The organism is Pseudomonas sp. FW215-R2 (assembly GCF_058789255.1).
Genome location: NZ_JBYTBO010000016.1, coordinates 28,276 through 42,149, shown reverse-complemented (window position 1 = coordinate 42,149; position 13,874 = coordinate 28,276). Strand labels below are relative to the sequence as shown.

13 protein-coding genes are annotated in these 13,874 nt (G+C 60.3%); 3 read left to right on the top strand and 10 right to left on the bottom strand.

Going from position 1 to position 13,874, the window contains the following annotated elements:
* Positions 1-27: 27 nt before the first annotated feature.
* Entirely contained in the window at positions 28-231 is a 204-nt protein-coding gene (locus AC3WRD_RS21080; RefSeq protein WP_065260656.1) for a twin transmembrane helix small protein, read from the top strand.
* Between the two features lie 9 nt (positions 232-240).
* Here AC3WRD_RS21080 and AC3WRD_RS21075 read toward each other — a convergent pair whose 3' ends face one another.
* The 4 genes from AC3WRD_RS21075 to coxB form a co-directional block, all read right to left on the bottom strand.
* The gene (locus tag AC3WRD_RS21075; protein ID WP_085733844.1) at positions 241-1,128 is read right to left on the bottom strand and encodes a cytochrome c oxidase subunit 3; all 888 of its coding nucleotides are present in this window, start codon (positions 1,126-1,128) and stop codon (positions 241-243) included.
* A 25-nt stretch (positions 1,129-1,153) separates the two neighbouring features.
* Positions 1,154-1,705 carry a cytochrome c oxidase assembly protein gene (locus AC3WRD_RS21070; protein ID WP_085733843.1) on the bottom strand — a complete coding sequence of 184 codons (552 nt, stop codon included), beginning with the start codon at positions 1,703-1,705 and terminating at the stop codon, positions 1,154-1,156.
* Between the two features lie 27 nt (positions 1,706-1,732).
* Positions 1,733-3,319 (bottom strand): cytochrome c oxidase subunit I, encoded by a 1,587-nt coding sequence (gene ctaD / locus AC3WRD_RS21065; protein WP_102621155.1) that lies wholly within the window; start codon positions 3,317-3,319, stop codon positions 1,733-1,735.
* A gap of 82 nt (positions 3,320-3,401) precedes the next feature.
* The gene (gene coxB, locus AC3WRD_RS21060; RefSeq protein ID WP_102621154.1) at positions 3,402-4,529 is read right to left on the bottom strand and encodes a cytochrome c oxidase subunit II; all 1,128 of its coding nucleotides are present in this window, start codon (positions 4,527-4,529) and stop codon (positions 3,402-3,404) included.
* Positions 4,530-4,898: 369 nt separating this feature from the next.
* Between coxB and AC3WRD_RS21055 the strand changes: the two genes are divergently transcribed.
* The gene (locus AC3WRD_RS21055) at positions 4,899-5,531 is read left to right on the top strand and encodes a hypothetical protein (protein ID WP_096822440.1); all 633 of its coding nucleotides are present in this window, start codon (positions 4,899-4,901) and stop codon (positions 5,529-5,531) included.
* Between the two features lie 51 nt (positions 5,532-5,582).
* On the opposite strand, the gene AC3WRD_RS21050 is transcribed toward AC3WRD_RS21055, so the two are convergent.
* The 3 genes from AC3WRD_RS21050 to AC3WRD_RS21040 form a co-directional block, all read right to left on the bottom strand.
* A complete protein-coding gene (locus AC3WRD_RS21050) occupies positions 5,583-7,109 on the bottom strand; it encodes a SulP family inorganic anion transporter (protein ID WP_102621153.1) in 1,527 nt (508 codons plus the stop codon).
* A gap of 90 nt (positions 7,110-7,199) precedes the next feature.
* Entirely contained in the window at positions 7,200-7,931 is a 732-nt protein-coding gene (locus tag AC3WRD_RS21045) for a carbonic anhydrase (RefSeq protein WP_096822442.1), read from the bottom strand.
* Between the two features lie 238 nt (positions 7,932-8,169).
* Positions 8,170-9,228: a PA0069 family radical SAM protein gene (locus AC3WRD_RS21040; RefSeq protein ID WP_102621152.1), complete on the bottom strand. Its 1,059-nt coding sequence runs from the start codon at positions 9,226-9,228 to the stop codon at positions 8,170-8,172.
* A gap of 233 nt (positions 9,229-9,461) precedes the next feature.
* On the opposite strand from AC3WRD_RS21040, the gene AC3WRD_RS21035 reads away from it, so the two are divergent.
* Positions 9,462-9,764, top strand: coding sequence for a hypothetical protein (locus tag AC3WRD_RS21035; RefSeq protein WP_102621151.1), 303 nt, complete (start codon positions 9,462-9,464; stop codon positions 9,762-9,764).
* Positions 9,765-9,817: 53 nt separating this feature from the next.
* On the opposite strand, the gene AC3WRD_RS21030 is transcribed toward AC3WRD_RS21035, so the two are convergent.
* From AC3WRD_RS21030 to AC3WRD_RS21020, 3 genes are read right to left on the bottom strand one after another with little or no spacing between them, the layout of a single operon-like run.
* Positions 9,818-11,119, bottom strand: a complete 1,302-nt coding sequence (locus AC3WRD_RS21030) for a c-type cytochrome (protein WP_102621150.1) — start codon at positions 11,117-11,119, stop codon at positions 9,818-9,820.
* Between the two features lie 12 nt (positions 11,120-11,131).
* Positions 11,132-12,916, bottom strand: coding sequence for a GMC family oxidoreductase (locus AC3WRD_RS21025; RefSeq protein WP_096822445.1), 1,785 nt, complete (start codon positions 12,914-12,916; stop codon positions 11,132-11,134).
* A gap of 2 nt (positions 12,917-12,918) precedes the next feature.
* Positions 12,919-13,665, bottom strand: a complete 747-nt coding sequence (locus AC3WRD_RS21020) for a gluconate 2-dehydrogenase subunit 3 family protein (RefSeq protein WP_102621149.1) — start codon at positions 13,663-13,665, stop codon at positions 12,919-12,921.
* Between the last annotated feature and the right edge of the window lie 209 nt (positions 13,666-13,874).

The window sequence follows — 13,874 nt, the reverse complement described above, 5'->3', positions numbered from 1 at the left end:
CATCGCCTGTACCCCCGGAGTCTTCCCATGCTCAAAGCAGCTATCGTCCTGATGCTGATTGCCACGGTGATCAGCCTGTTCAGCGGCCTGTTTTTCCTGGTCAAGGACGACAGCAGCTCGAATCGCCTGGTCATCGCCTTGAGTGTTCGGGTGGCATTGGCCGCTTGCACCGTCGGCTTGATTGCCTGGGGTTTCTACAGCGGCCAACTGGTGTCGCACGCGCCTTGGTAGCTCTGTCCTTCAGAGCACGTAAACGAAGATGAACAAGCCGATCCACACCACATCGACGAAGTGCCAGTACCAGCTCGCGGCTTCGAAGCCGAACTGGTGCTCGTTGTCGAAGTGGCCGCGCATGATCCGCATCAGCATCACGAACAGAATGATCGTGCCGATGGTCACGTGGGCGCCGTGGAACCCGGTGAGCATGAAGAACGTCGCGCCGTAGATGCCGGAACCGAGGGTCAGGCCCAGCTCGTGATAGGCGTGCATGTACTCCTCGGCCTGCAAGGCGAGGAAGCCGCAACCCAGCAGCACGGTGATCAACAGCCACAGCTTCAGCGCACCGCGATGACCTTTCTTCAGGGCGTGGTGAGCGATGGTGATGGTCACGCTGGAGCTCACCAGCAGGATGGTGTTGATCAGCGGCAGGCCCCACGGGCTGATGACTTCCTTGGGCGGCGGGAACAGTTTCGGATCCGGCGTGTGCAATAGCGGCCAGGTGAACTGGAAGTTCGGCCAGAGCATGTGGGCGATGCCTTTGGTACCTTCGCCGCCCAACGCCGGACCGGAAATGTGCCGCACATAGAACAGCGCGCCGAAGAAGGCGATGAAGAACATCACCTCGGAGAAGATGAACCAGCTCATGCCCCAGCGGAACGAGCGGTCCAGCTGCGGGCTGTACAACCCCGCGCGGCTTTCCTTGATCACTGTGCCGAACCAGCCGAACAGCATGTACGCCAGCAACAGGCCACCGACGAAAAAGATCAGCGGGCCGTGGGATTCCGGGCGCGCTGCCTTCAGATCGTTGAACCAGGTCGCCAGGCCGTACACCGTGGTGACCATGCCGATGGTCGCGACGATCGGCCATTTGCTCTGGGCCGGGACGTAATAGTGCTCATGAGTTGCCATTTATTGTTCTCCTTATCGGGCACGCTTAACCGCCAGTGTTTGCAGCCACCGGAGGATGTCGGGCGGTGATATCGAACAGCGTGTAGGACAGCGTCAGGTGCTTCACGTCCTTGGGCATGTCGCGGTCAACGATGAAACGCACCGGCATCTCGATCTGCTGACCGGGCTGCAGCACCTGCTGGGTAAAGCAAAAGCATTCGGTCTTGTGGAAATACGCCGCCGCTTCGCTCGGGGCGATGCTCGGCACAGCCTGGGCGCTCATCGGTTTATCGGTGGGATTGCGCGCGATGAAGATCATCTCGTTGACCGCGCCGGGGTTGGCCGTCAGTTCGTCATGCTTGGGGTAAAAATCCCAAGGCATGTCGACATTGTTGGTCGACAGGAACTGCACCCGCACCTGCCGGGACTTGTCCACAACCTGCTCGCCTTCGTACTGCCCGGCAGTCTTGCCGTTGATGCCGAAGGCCTTACACATCACGTCGTAGATCGGCACCAGGGCAAAACCGAAGACAAACATCGCCACCACCACGCCGAGCAGTCGGGTCACCAGTTTCTTCAGCGATATCGAGTCAGCCATGGCGGTGGCCCTCAAGGGCTACGGGTTTCATTTCACTTCCGGCGGCGTGGTGAAGGTGTGATACGGCGCCGGCGACGGCACGCTCCACTCCAGACCTTCGGCGCCATCCCACGGTTTGGCCGGTGCCGGCTCGCCGCCACGGATGGTCTTGATCACGATGAACAGGAAGAAGATCTGCGTGGCGCCGAACATGAACGCGCCGATCGACGAGACCATGTTGAAGTCGGCGAACTGCAGGTTGTAGTCCGGAATCCGCCGTGGCATCCCCGCCAGTCCCACGAAGTGCATCGGGAAGAAGGTCATGTTCATGCCGACGAAGGACAGCCAGAAGTGCAGCTTGCCCAGGGTTTCGTCGTACATGTGGCCGGTCCATTTCGGCAGCCAGTAATAAGCCGAGGCGAAGATCCCGAAGATCGCCCCCGGCACCAGCACGTAGTGGAAGTGCGCGACCACGAAGTAGGTGTCCTGGTACTGGAAGTCCGCCGGGGCGATGGCCAGCATCAGCCCGGAGAAACCGCCGATGGAGAACAGGATCACGAACGCCACGGCAAACAGCATCGGCGTCTCGAAGGTCAGCGAGCCTTGCCACATGGTGCTGGCCCAGTTGAACACCTTCACCCCGGTCGGCACCGCGATCAGCATCGTCGCGTACATGAAGAACAACTCGCCCACCAGCGGAATGCCCACCACGAACATGTGGTGTGCCCAGACGATGAACGACAGGAACGCGATGCTCGCCGTGGCGTAGACCATCGAGGTGTAGCCGAACAGCGGCTTGCGCGAGAAGGTCGGGATGATCTGGCTGACGGCGCCGAAGGCCGGCAGGATCATGATGTACACCTCGGGGTGGCCGAAGAACCAGAACACGTGCTGGAACAGCACCGGGTCACCGCCACCGGCGGCACTGAAGAAACTGGTGCCGAAGTGGATGTCCATCAGCATCATCGTCACGCACCCGGCCAGTACCGGCATCACCGCGATCAGCAGGAACGCGGTGATCAGCCAGGTCCAGACGAACAGCGGCATTTTCATCAGCGTCATGCCGGGGGCGCGCAGGTTGAGGATGGTGGCGATCACGTTGATCGCGCCCATGATCGAACTGATCCCCATCAAGTGGATGGCGAAGATGAAGTAGGTCACGCTTTCCGGCGCATAAGTCGTGGACAGCGGCGCGTAGAAGGTCCAGCCGAAGTTCGGCCCGCCGCCGGCGGTGAACAGGGTCGAGACCAGCAGCAGGAACGCCGCCGGCAGCAGCCAGAAGCTGAAGTTGTTCATCCGTGGCAGCGCCATGTCCGGTGCGCCGATCATCAACGGGATCATCCAGTTGGCGAGGCCGACGAACGCCGGCATCACCGCACCGAACACCATCACCAGCCCGTGCATGGTGGTCATCTGGTTGAAGAACGCCGGTTCGACGATCTGCAGACCGGGCTGGAACAGCTCGGCACGGATCACCATGGCGAACGAGCCGCCGAGCAGGAACATGCAGAACGCGAACCACAGGTACAACGTGCCGATGTCCTTGTGGTTGGTGGTCAGCACCCAGCGCATCAGGCCTTTGGCGGGGCCGTGGGCGTGGTCGGCATGACCGTGGTCATCGATGACAGCGCTCATGGCCGGTCTCCTTCAAGTGAGTGGACTTGGCAGGCCGGGGCGCCTTGCCCCGGCCGGTTCACGAAGTACGCAATAGACCGGCTCATTTGCTTTCCGCCTGTTTCAGCTCCAGCACTTCTTTTGGCGTGACCATGTCGCCCTTGTTGTTGCCCCAGGCGTTACGTTCGTAGGTCACGACCGCTGCGATATCGACTTCCGAGAGTTGCTTGCCGAACGCCGCCATGGCGGTGCCCGGTTTGCCGAAGTACACGCGGTGCAGGTGATCGGCTTTCGGCCCGGTGGCAATCGGCGAGCCCTTGAGCGCCGGGAACATCGGCGGCAGGCCCTGGCCTTCGGCCTGGTGACAGGCTACGCAGGTGGTGTGGTAGATCTTGTCGCCGCGCTCCTTGAGCTCGTCGAGGGTCCATTCCTTGCTCGTCAGCTCTTTGAGCTGCGCAGCCTCGGCCTTGCGATCGGCGAGCCATTTTTCGTAGTCCGCTTTCTCTTTGACCTCGACCACGATCGGCATGAAGCCGTGATCCTTGCCGCACAGCTCGGCGCACTGGCCACGGTAGAGGCCGGGCTTGTCGATGCGCGTCCAGGCTTCATTGACGAACCCGGGGATCGCATCGCGCTTGACCGCGAAGGCCGGCACCCACCAGGAGTGGATCACGTCGGCAGAGGTGACGAGGAAACGCACCTTGGCCCCGGTCGGCAGCACCAGCGGCTTGTCGACCTCGAGCAGGTAATGCTCGCCCTTGGCTTCCTTGTTGTGAATCTGTTCGGCGGGGGTGGCCAGGTTGCTGAAGAACTCGACGTCCTGGCCCAGGTATTTGTAGTGCCACTTCCACTGATAGCCGGTGATCTGGATATCGATATCCGGCTCACTGGTGTCGTACATGCGGATCAGAGTGGCGGTTGCCGGAACCGCCATCGCCACCAGGATCAGCAGCGGGACGACGGTCCAGAGAATCTCGACGGTGGTGCTTTCGTGGAATTTTGCGGCGACCTGCCCGGTAGAACGGCGGTGCACCATCATCGACCAGAACATGGCGCCGAAGACGATGATCCCGATCACCACACAGATCCAGAAAATGGTCATGTGCAGGTCGAATACTGCGTGACTGATTTCAGTCGCTCCAGGCGCCATATTCACAGTCCAGGCAGCGTGCACCGGGCTGAAAATCGACCACAACAGGAGGCCCATCCAGACGTGTGGATGTCGCATCATTGCGGGTTCCCCTTATCGTTCTTGTTATCCCGCCGGCTTTCGCCTGCGGCAAGGGAGCGGCTGCATCAGACTACGAACTTGAATCGCCGGGCCTTGCTGCGGGTGCAGTCGGGCGTCATCAGCTAACTCCATTCAATGGCGAGTATAGACAGCGGCTGAAAAATGCAATGCGCGGACGTCAATCGAGTGAAACAGCTGGCACTTGCGTTCCGGGGCACGAATGGAGAAGGATGCAGACGAGTGGTGGCAAACCGATATAACGCAGGTGTATCAAGGATGAAATAATTATGACAAATGCGTCTTAGCATTTTTCGTAAGCCAGCTAAGTTATGTCTTCCCTATTTCATTGCCTTGTTTCCTGGAGTTTTCATGAACACCGCCGCATTGCGCGAGCAGATCCACATAGCCCGACAACACGAGATTGAAACCGGAAAGCTGACCCGTCAGCTGGAAGCCCAACTGCAACACCTGCACCCGGCGATCCAGTTGCCGGAAACCGACGCCAATGGCGTGCTGACGCGTTTTGTCGCCGCCTACATCGATGAAGTGCCAGACCTGCTGGATGCAGCCAATGAAGTCGCCAGGGAAGCGGGAATCGAGTCACAGATCAAACCGGTGCTGAAAATCGCCGAACAGTACTTTCTCCAGCCGCCGGTCGGCCTGGACAGTCTGCTGGACGAAGCCTATCTGGCGCACCGCTTTGTCGAAGAGGTCAACGACCTGTACATCAAGCATTTCGGCCAGCCACTGATCCCCCTGGACATGACGGTCGCCAATCTGATTGCTCACCAGTTGCTCGGTGAGGAATTTGCCAATCAACTTGATGAAGTGGTGCATCACGCGGTGGACAGCATGCTCGACGACGACAGCTTTGCGCTGGAGTCGGTGGAAGCCTACCGCGAGAAACTCAGCAGCCCGGACACCGGTGCGGCGTGGAAACGCTGGCCGTGCATGAGTCGCCGTCTGGGCGTGGGCCTGGAACTGGATCAGCCTGCGGCTTGATCTCTGCGCAAACGATTGGGGGAACAGATTGCTCTGTTCCCCCAAATGTTTTCAGCCTGCCGCACCGATCCCGGTGGTGGTACGGATCCGTCCTTCAAGCCGTCGCTTCAATCCCCGCGACTCGATCAACAGCTTCGAACCCTTGGCCGCATTGGCCCGGCCCCACTCTTCCAGCAATTCCAGACACGAATGGTCGATGTAGCTCAGGTTGTTGAGCGGCACGTGCACCGTCGTGCCCGCAGGAATGCTGCCGAGCACCTGAGTCAGCGCCGGCACTTTGAGGAATGTTGCCGCGCCCACCAGACGCAACTCCATTTCCCCGTCCTGCGGCAGATCGATCAGGCTGATCTTCAGCCGCGAAGCCTTGAACGCCAGTTTCACCAGGGTCAAACCGAAACCGATCAGCACGCCGGTCAACAGGTCGGTGAAAATGATCGCCAGCGCCGTCGCGGCGTAGGTGAACATCGGCATCCGGCCATACCGCCCCAGGCCGCGAAAGGCTTTCAGATCCACCAGTTTGAAACCGGTGTAGACCAGCACCCCGGCCAGGCTCGCCACCGGAATGCTTTGCAGCACACTCGACAGTAACAACACGAAGGCCAGCAGCCACAGACCATGGAAAATCGTCGAGTAGCGCGTGGTGGCACCGGCCTGGACGTTGGCCGAGCTGCGCACGATCACCCCGGTCATCGGCAGTGCGCCGACCAGCCCGCAGAGCATGTTGCCGACCCCTTGCGCCGACAGTTCGCGGTCGAAGTCCGAGCGCGGGCCGTTGTGCATGCGATCCACCGCGGCGGCGGAGAGCAGGGTTTCGGCGCTGGCGATGAAGGCCACGGCAAACGCGGCAATCAGCAGGGTCGGATCGGCCAGGCTCAGCAGATCCGCCGGTTTCAGCCAGTCGATGGCTTCTGCCAGGTTCGCCGGTACTTCAACCCGCTTCACTTGCAGCGCCAGCAACAGACTGGCGCCTGTCGCCAGCCCTACACCGAGCAGCGCGCCGGGAATGAAACGCAGTGAATGCGGACGGCATTTCTCCCACAGCCACATCACGGCGATGGTCGACAGCCCGAGCAATCCGGCCTGCCAGCCAAACGACGGCAAGGCCTGGGCCACTGCGCCGGGGAATGCTGTCAGGTTGTCCAGGCCAGAAGGTTTCGGTGCGGCATCGAGCATCACATGCACTTGCGAGAGCACGATCAGCACGCCGATCCCGGCGAGCATCCCATAGACCACCGCTGGCGCCGTGACCCGAAACCAGCAACCGAGCTTCAGGCGCCCGGCCACCAGTTGCAGCAATCCCGCCAACAACAGGATCGGCCCGAGCATCTCGATCCCGTGCTGGCGCACCAGTTCGAACACCAGCACCGCCAGACCCGCCGCCGGCCCGCTGACCTGCAACGGCGAACCCGCCAGCCAACCCACCACCAGCCCACCGATGATCCCGGTGATCAAACCTTTGGCCGGCGGCAGCCCCGAAGCAATCGCAATGCCCATGCACAGTGGCAGGGCGACCAGAAACACCACCACCGAAGCCAGCAGCTCCCGTGGCAACACAGCTTTCAATTGAGCCGCACGCATGATGACTCTCCCGAAGTTTTCTTCAGGCGTGGCGAAGCCTGGCCGCTGAAACAGCGACCGGCGTCAGACCACACGGATTTTTAGGAGGATTTAGAAGCGCGCTTTGGGCGTCGCCACCGGAATCGGATGGCTGCCATCGAGCGGCAGGAAGCGTCCCTGATCCGCGTCGTAAGCTTTGATTTCGCTGGTTTCGATGTTGTAGACCCAGCCATGGATGAACAGATGACCGTTCGCCATGCGCGAGGCTACCGAAGGATGGGTACGCAAGTGCTGCAGTTGGGCGATGACGTTTTCCTCGGTGAGGATCGGCATGCTTTCTTTTTCGTCGGTGCAGTTGCAGTTGTCATGCACCATGGTTTTCGCGACTTCGGCATGGCGCAGCCAGGCTTTGACCGTCGGCATCTTTTCCAGGCTGTCCGGATTGAGCACTGCGCGCATGGCGCCGCAATCGGAGTGGCCGCAAATGATGATGTGCTGCACGCCAAGCGCCAGTACCGCGTATTCGATGGCGGTGGAAACGCCACCGTTCATCTGGCCGTAGGGCGGAACGACGTTGCCGACGTTACGGGTCACGAACAGATCGCCGGGGGAGCTCTGGGTGATCAGTTCCGGGACGATGCGCGAGTCGGCGCAAGTGATGAACATCGCCCGTGGCGACTGGGCCGTGGCGAGTTTCTTGAAGAGTTCTTCCTGTTGCGGAAAGACCTCATGATGAAAATGCAAAAAGCCGTCAACGATATGTCGCAGCGCTGCATCGGCGGATTCCGCCCCAGGGACGGCTTGCGCCGACGCAGCCAACGGCTGTTTATCCTTGTCACTCATGATTCATCCTCTTTGGCGGATTCGGGGAGTCGTTCCCGTGTATTCCGGTATGAAGCCAGTGGCTGTTTAAAAACATCCGGGTCATCCCGACCCGTCAGTCACTCGATGAACAAGGTAACCGCCGAAACTTAACTCAAACTGAATCAAGCGCTCTAGAACGTGTGTTCCAGGTCACAAAAAACGTGACCAGCGTAACCGGGCAAGCAATTCCCTCCACTCAACCATAGGCCAATTGTCCCTAAATCAGCGCCATCTGGCGACCCGGCGGACAAAAGGCTGTGCAATCCAGATTGAAACCTTCGCGGTGATTGAGTCCCAGGCGTTTCAACGCCTTGGCGAAGCGTTGCGCGAGCAGGTCGGCGAACGGCCCTTCACCGCGCATCCGTGCGCCAAAACGGCTGTCGTACAGCTCGCCGCCACGACTCTGGCGGATCAGGCTCAGCACATGGGCGGCGCGCTGCGGGTAATGTGCTTCAAGCCATTCCTCGAACAGCGGCGCCACTTCCAGCGGCAGGCGCAGCATCATGTACGCGGCGCTCTGGGCACCGGCGGCGTGGGCTTCGGTCAGCAAGCTTTCGATTTCGCTGTCGTTGATCATCGGAATCATCGGCGAACACAGCACACCGACTGGAATCCCTGCTTCGCGCATCACCCGGATCGCCCGCAATCGGGCCTTGGGCGCGGCGGCCCGGGGTTCGAGAATGCGTTTGAGCTCATCGTCCAGGGTGGTGAGGCTGATCATCACCGCCACCAGCCGTTGCTGCGCCAGTTCGGTGAGCAGATCGAGGTCACGCAGGATCAGCGAGCCCTTGGTGACGATGGTCACCGGGTGCCGGTAGCGCAGTAATACTTCGAGGGTCTGGCGAGTGATTTTGTGTTCGCGTTCGATCGGTTGATACGGGTCGGTATTGGAGCCCAGATTGATCGGCGCACATTGATAGCCTTTTTTCCCAAGCTGCTCTTCCAGCACCTGGGCGGCGTTGGTCTTGGCGATCAGCTTCGTTTCGAAATCCAGCCCCGGCGACATGTCCCAATAGGCGTGACTCGGCCGCGCGTAGCAATAAATGCAGCCATGCTCGCAACCGCGATAGGGATTGATCGAGCGGTCGAAGGGCAAGTCCGGCGAGCTGTTGCGGGTGATGATGGTCTTCGCGGTTTCGAAGCGGACTTCGGTGCCCTGGGTCAGTGGCACTTCCTGATACCAGCCATCGTCTTCGGCCACCGAACGACTGGGTGCGAAGCGGTTGTGCGGGTTGGTCGCGGTGCCGCGACCGCGCGGGGGCAAGAGGCTGGTCATCACGGGTGTCCTTTGTCTGTATATGCATACAGTATCTGCAAGGTGGCAGATGATCCACTACCGTTCGGCCGTCCATCAAGAAATCGCGCGGTTAGTTGTAAGTTTATTTAGATGTAAAGTTGTAGTTGCGAAAATTAAAGAAACATAAGTTGGCTGTTCGTTTACTGTTCAAGTTCGTAGTATTCACTCCGCTTCACAACACTTGATTATATACAAGACAAAAGGAATTGATGATGTCGTTTTTTAATTCGCGCGGTATTTTTCTGCAATTGATGCAACCCGGCCCATCGGAGCCCAATACACTGGTTTCCATGGAACTTGCGCGTAAAGAGTTGGGTTGGGATGCCGAAGCCGGCGTACAGACTGAAATGCTGGTTGACCCGATTTTCGTCACCGCGACCTCCAGGGATGGCGGCCATACCTTCAGCATTGGCCGTCTGGAGCACGATGTGGATCGCGACGGTGAGATCGGTGAGCAGGATCGAGCCAAGCTGGTTGCCCTGGCCAAAGCCTATGCCAGTATTACCAATCCGTAACAACTATTGAATGAACAACCCCTGCATGATTGATCATGCAGGGGTTGTTGTGCTTAGTTGTGACTGGTTACTTGTCCAAGGTCGCCGGCTGATGTTGTAGTCATATCGTCGGTTCGTAACTTGGCAACATCTTTCGCAGTAATGGCGGAGGCCTTGTTACCCCAACTTCCACGAATAAAACTCACGACGTCCGCCACTTCCTGATCCGACAGACGCCAGGCGAAGCCGGGCATGGTGAAGGTCGACGGCGCGGTGTGCGTCGCAGGCAGCGTGCCGCCCTTGAGCACGATGTGGATCAGCGACGTCGGGTCTTCCGATTGCAACACCGGGTTGCCCGCCAGCGCCGGGAACACCCGGGTGTAGCCGTGGCCATCGGTGCGGTGGCACGCCGCGCAGTTGTCGATGTACACCGACGCGCCACGCTGACTGTCATCACCGTTCCATAAAGCCTTGGCGGCTTTCTCGTCGTACTGATGTGGCTGGTCGGCAGGATCATTGGCCGGCAGCGATTTCAGGTAACGGGCGATCGCGGTCAGGTCGGCGTCGGTCATGTACTGCATGCTGTGGGTGACCACGTCGCTCATACCGCCGAATACTGCGCTGCGGTCGCTGCGGCCGGTCTTGAGGAACTGCACCAGTTGCTCTTCGCTCCAGCTGCCGAGGCCATCCTTGTGGTCGCCGCGCAGGCTCTTGGCGATCCAGCCTTCCAGCGGCGCGCTGCCTGACAGAAAACTGCTGCCTTCGGCCGCGCTCAGGGATTTTTCCTGCATGGTCAGGGCCCGTGGCGTATGGCAGGCGCCGCAATGTCCGAGGCCTTCCACCAGATACGCCCCACGGCTGACGACGGCATCGTCCGACGCGGGTTTGTAGTCCTCGACCTTCGGCGCAAACAACCAGCGCCAGCCCATCAGCGGCCAGCGCATGCTCAATGGCCACGGGATGTCGCTGGCCTTGTTCTCCTGCGCCACCGGTGCAACGCCGTGCATGAAATAGGCGTAGAGCGCCTGCATATCATCCTGACTGACACGGGCGTAGGACGGGTACGGCATCGCCGGGTACAAGGTACTACCGTTTTTGGCGACGCCATGACGCACAGCCTGGTCGAACTCTTCGAAGCTGTAGCCGCCCAGCCCGGTGTTGTCCGGGGTGATGTTGGTCGAGTAGATCGTGCCGATCGGGGTTTCCATCGGCAGGCCACCGGCGAACGGCTTGCCGTCCTTGGCCGTGTGGCAGGCCACGCAGTCACCGGCACGAGCGAGGTATTCACCTTTTTTGATCAAGGATTGATCAACTTCGGCGCCGTAAAGGGATGCGCTGCCGAGCAGCGCCAGGGTCGCGATAACGAGAGTCTTCATGGTCATCGCTCCTTAAGCCTGAACCAGCGGGCCGGGGTTTTTCAGGTATTGCTCGCGGATCGCTTTCGCCGACCAGTAGGTCAGCGCGGCGACCAGCCCGGTCGGGTTGTAACCCAGGCCCTGCGGGAATGCCGACGCACCCGGGACGAACACGTTGTGCACGTCCCAGCTCTGCAAGTAGCGGTTCAGCGCGCTGGTCTTCGGATCGGTGCCCATGATCGCGCCACCGTTGAGGTGGGTGGTCTGGTAGGACGCAGTGTTGAAGTGCTCACCGACTTTCTTGCCAAGCACGGCAATGGCTTTCGGGCCCATGGCTTGCGCGACCTTGCCCATTTTTTCGACCATGAAGCGGTTCATCTTGATGTCGTTTTCCTGCCAGTCGAAGGTCATCCGCAGCAGCGGCAGGCCGTAGGCATCGCGGTACACCGGGTCCAGATCGAGGTAGTTGCCACGGTAGGACTGATGCGCGCCGTGAGCGTCCATCGACACCTGGTGGGTGTAGTAATCGGCGGTCGCGCGTTTCCAGTCGCTGCCCCAGGCCGGCGTGCCCGGCGGGTTGGAGGTGCCGGCAATCGGACGGCTGCCGGCCTGGTTGACCCACATTGGCGAGCCACCGACGAAACCGTGTGGCCCGTGGTCGAAGTTGTCGGCGTTGAAGTCGTCCAGCGCCACGCCGTTGCCGCCGGCGCCGATGAAGTTGTTGGTGTGGGTGTCCTTGTCGAAGAACGCCTTGATGGTCGCCATGTTCTGGTAGGCGAAGTTACGTCCGACCACGCCTTCGCCGCTGACCGGATCGTACGGTTTGCCGATGCCGGAGAGCAGCATCAGCCGTACGTTGTGCAACTGGAACGCGCCGAGGATCACCAGATCCGCCGGTTGCTCGATCTCGCGACCCTGGCCGTCGATGTAGGTGACGCCGGTGGCTTTGGTTTTCGTGCTGTCGAGGTTGACCCGCAGGACGTGGGCGTTGGGCCGCAGTTCGAAATTCGGCAGCGGTTTCAGCGCCGGCAGAATGTTCACGTTCGGCGAGGCCTTGGAATACATGTAGCAAACGTAGCCGCTGCAGAAGCCGCAGAAGTTGCACGGGCCCATCTGCGCGCCGTAAGGGTTGGTGTACGGCCCTGACGTATTCGCGGAAGGCAGGTTGTAGGGTTTGTAACCGACTTCGGTAGCCGCTTTGCCGAACAGTTGTGCGGAAACCGTGTTCTTCTGCGCTTCCAGCGGAAACGGGTTCGAACGATCCGGCGCGTATGGGTTACCGCCCTTGCCCTGGCCGACCAGCTGGCCTTTCACGGTCCAGGCCTGGCCGGAGGTGCCGAAGACTTTTTCGGCGAAATCGAAGAACGGTTCCAGTTCTTCATAGCTGACGCCGAAGTCCTGGATGGTCATGTCCTTGGGGATGAAGCTTTTGCCGTAACGCTCTTCGTAGTGGCTGCGCATGCGCAGCTCGATTGGATCGACACGAAAGTGCACGCCCGACCAGTGCAGCCCGGCGCCGCCCACGCCATTGCCCGGCAGGAACGCGCCCAACTGGCGGTTCGGCAGGGCGATGTCATTGACGCTGTGACGGATGGTGACGGTCTCTTTGGAGATGTCCTGGAAGAGTTTTTTCCGCACGCTGTAGGTGAGTTCGTCGATCACCTGGGGATAGTTGCCGTCAGGGTAGGTGTCCTGCATCGGCCCGCGTTCCAGCGCCAGCACGTTGAGACCGGCTTCGGTCAGCTCCTTGGCCATGATTGCGCCTGTCCAGCCGAAACCGACGATCACTGCGTCGACCTTCTTCATTACCGTTGCCATGCTCACGCCCTCTCGCCGCGAATCGAAACTGCCGGGAAGGGGTATTGCTCGTTGCGTTCCACCCAATCCATGAAATCGGCGCGGGCGCCGGGGAAGCCGATCATGGTCCAGCCGACCATGCCTTTATTGCCACCGTGGATCGGGTCGCAGAAGAACCCCTCCTTGGTGTTTTGCAGCAAAAGATTGAAGAAAATCTTCGCGGGAACAGCGTCGAATTGCGGTTTTCCGGCTTCAAGCTGCTTGAGCAGATCGTCTCGGGTAGCGCTGTCTTGCTCGGCAAATGTTTTGCCATTGAGGGATTTTGCCCACTGATCCGTGGCGGCGATGCCGAGGCGATAGATCTCTTTTGGCACCAGTTTGCTCTGCCAGCCCATCTCGGGCGCAGCGTCGGCATTGAACGGGCCTTGCATGTACCAGAGGGCACCGGCGGCGTACGGCGTGTTCATCTGGCGGTCGATGTATTCCGGCACGCCAGCCTCGAGAGCGCCAGGGCCCTGGGCATCGTTGGGGATCAGTTGCGCGACGGCGGCATTGATGAACGCCCATTCTTCGGCGGTGAAGTAGTTCGGCTGATAGACGCCCGCGTCAGCGCCGGCCGGTTTTGCCGGTGCCGCAGCCGGTGCGCTTTCCGGGGCGGCTTGCAGCACGCTGCTACCGAGTCCGGTGCCGGCGAGGGTGACCACCGGGATCAGGGTCAGGGATTTGCGCAAAAACTCACGCCGCGGGTTGTCTCGATCTTGATCAGACATGGGGTGCACCTCATCAGGCATTGATGGTTATCAGCCGCTTCTGGGGACGGCTTTTGAGTGGTCGGTTGCGACGTGGCCGGAAATGACCCGGAAAAGGGGGACGCGTCTGCAACATGATGTGACAAATGGTAGCAGCCTAACCAACCGGATGAATCGATTCAGCCGAAAAAAAGCCCGGATTTGCGACGAAGGATGTCCCTGGCTTCACG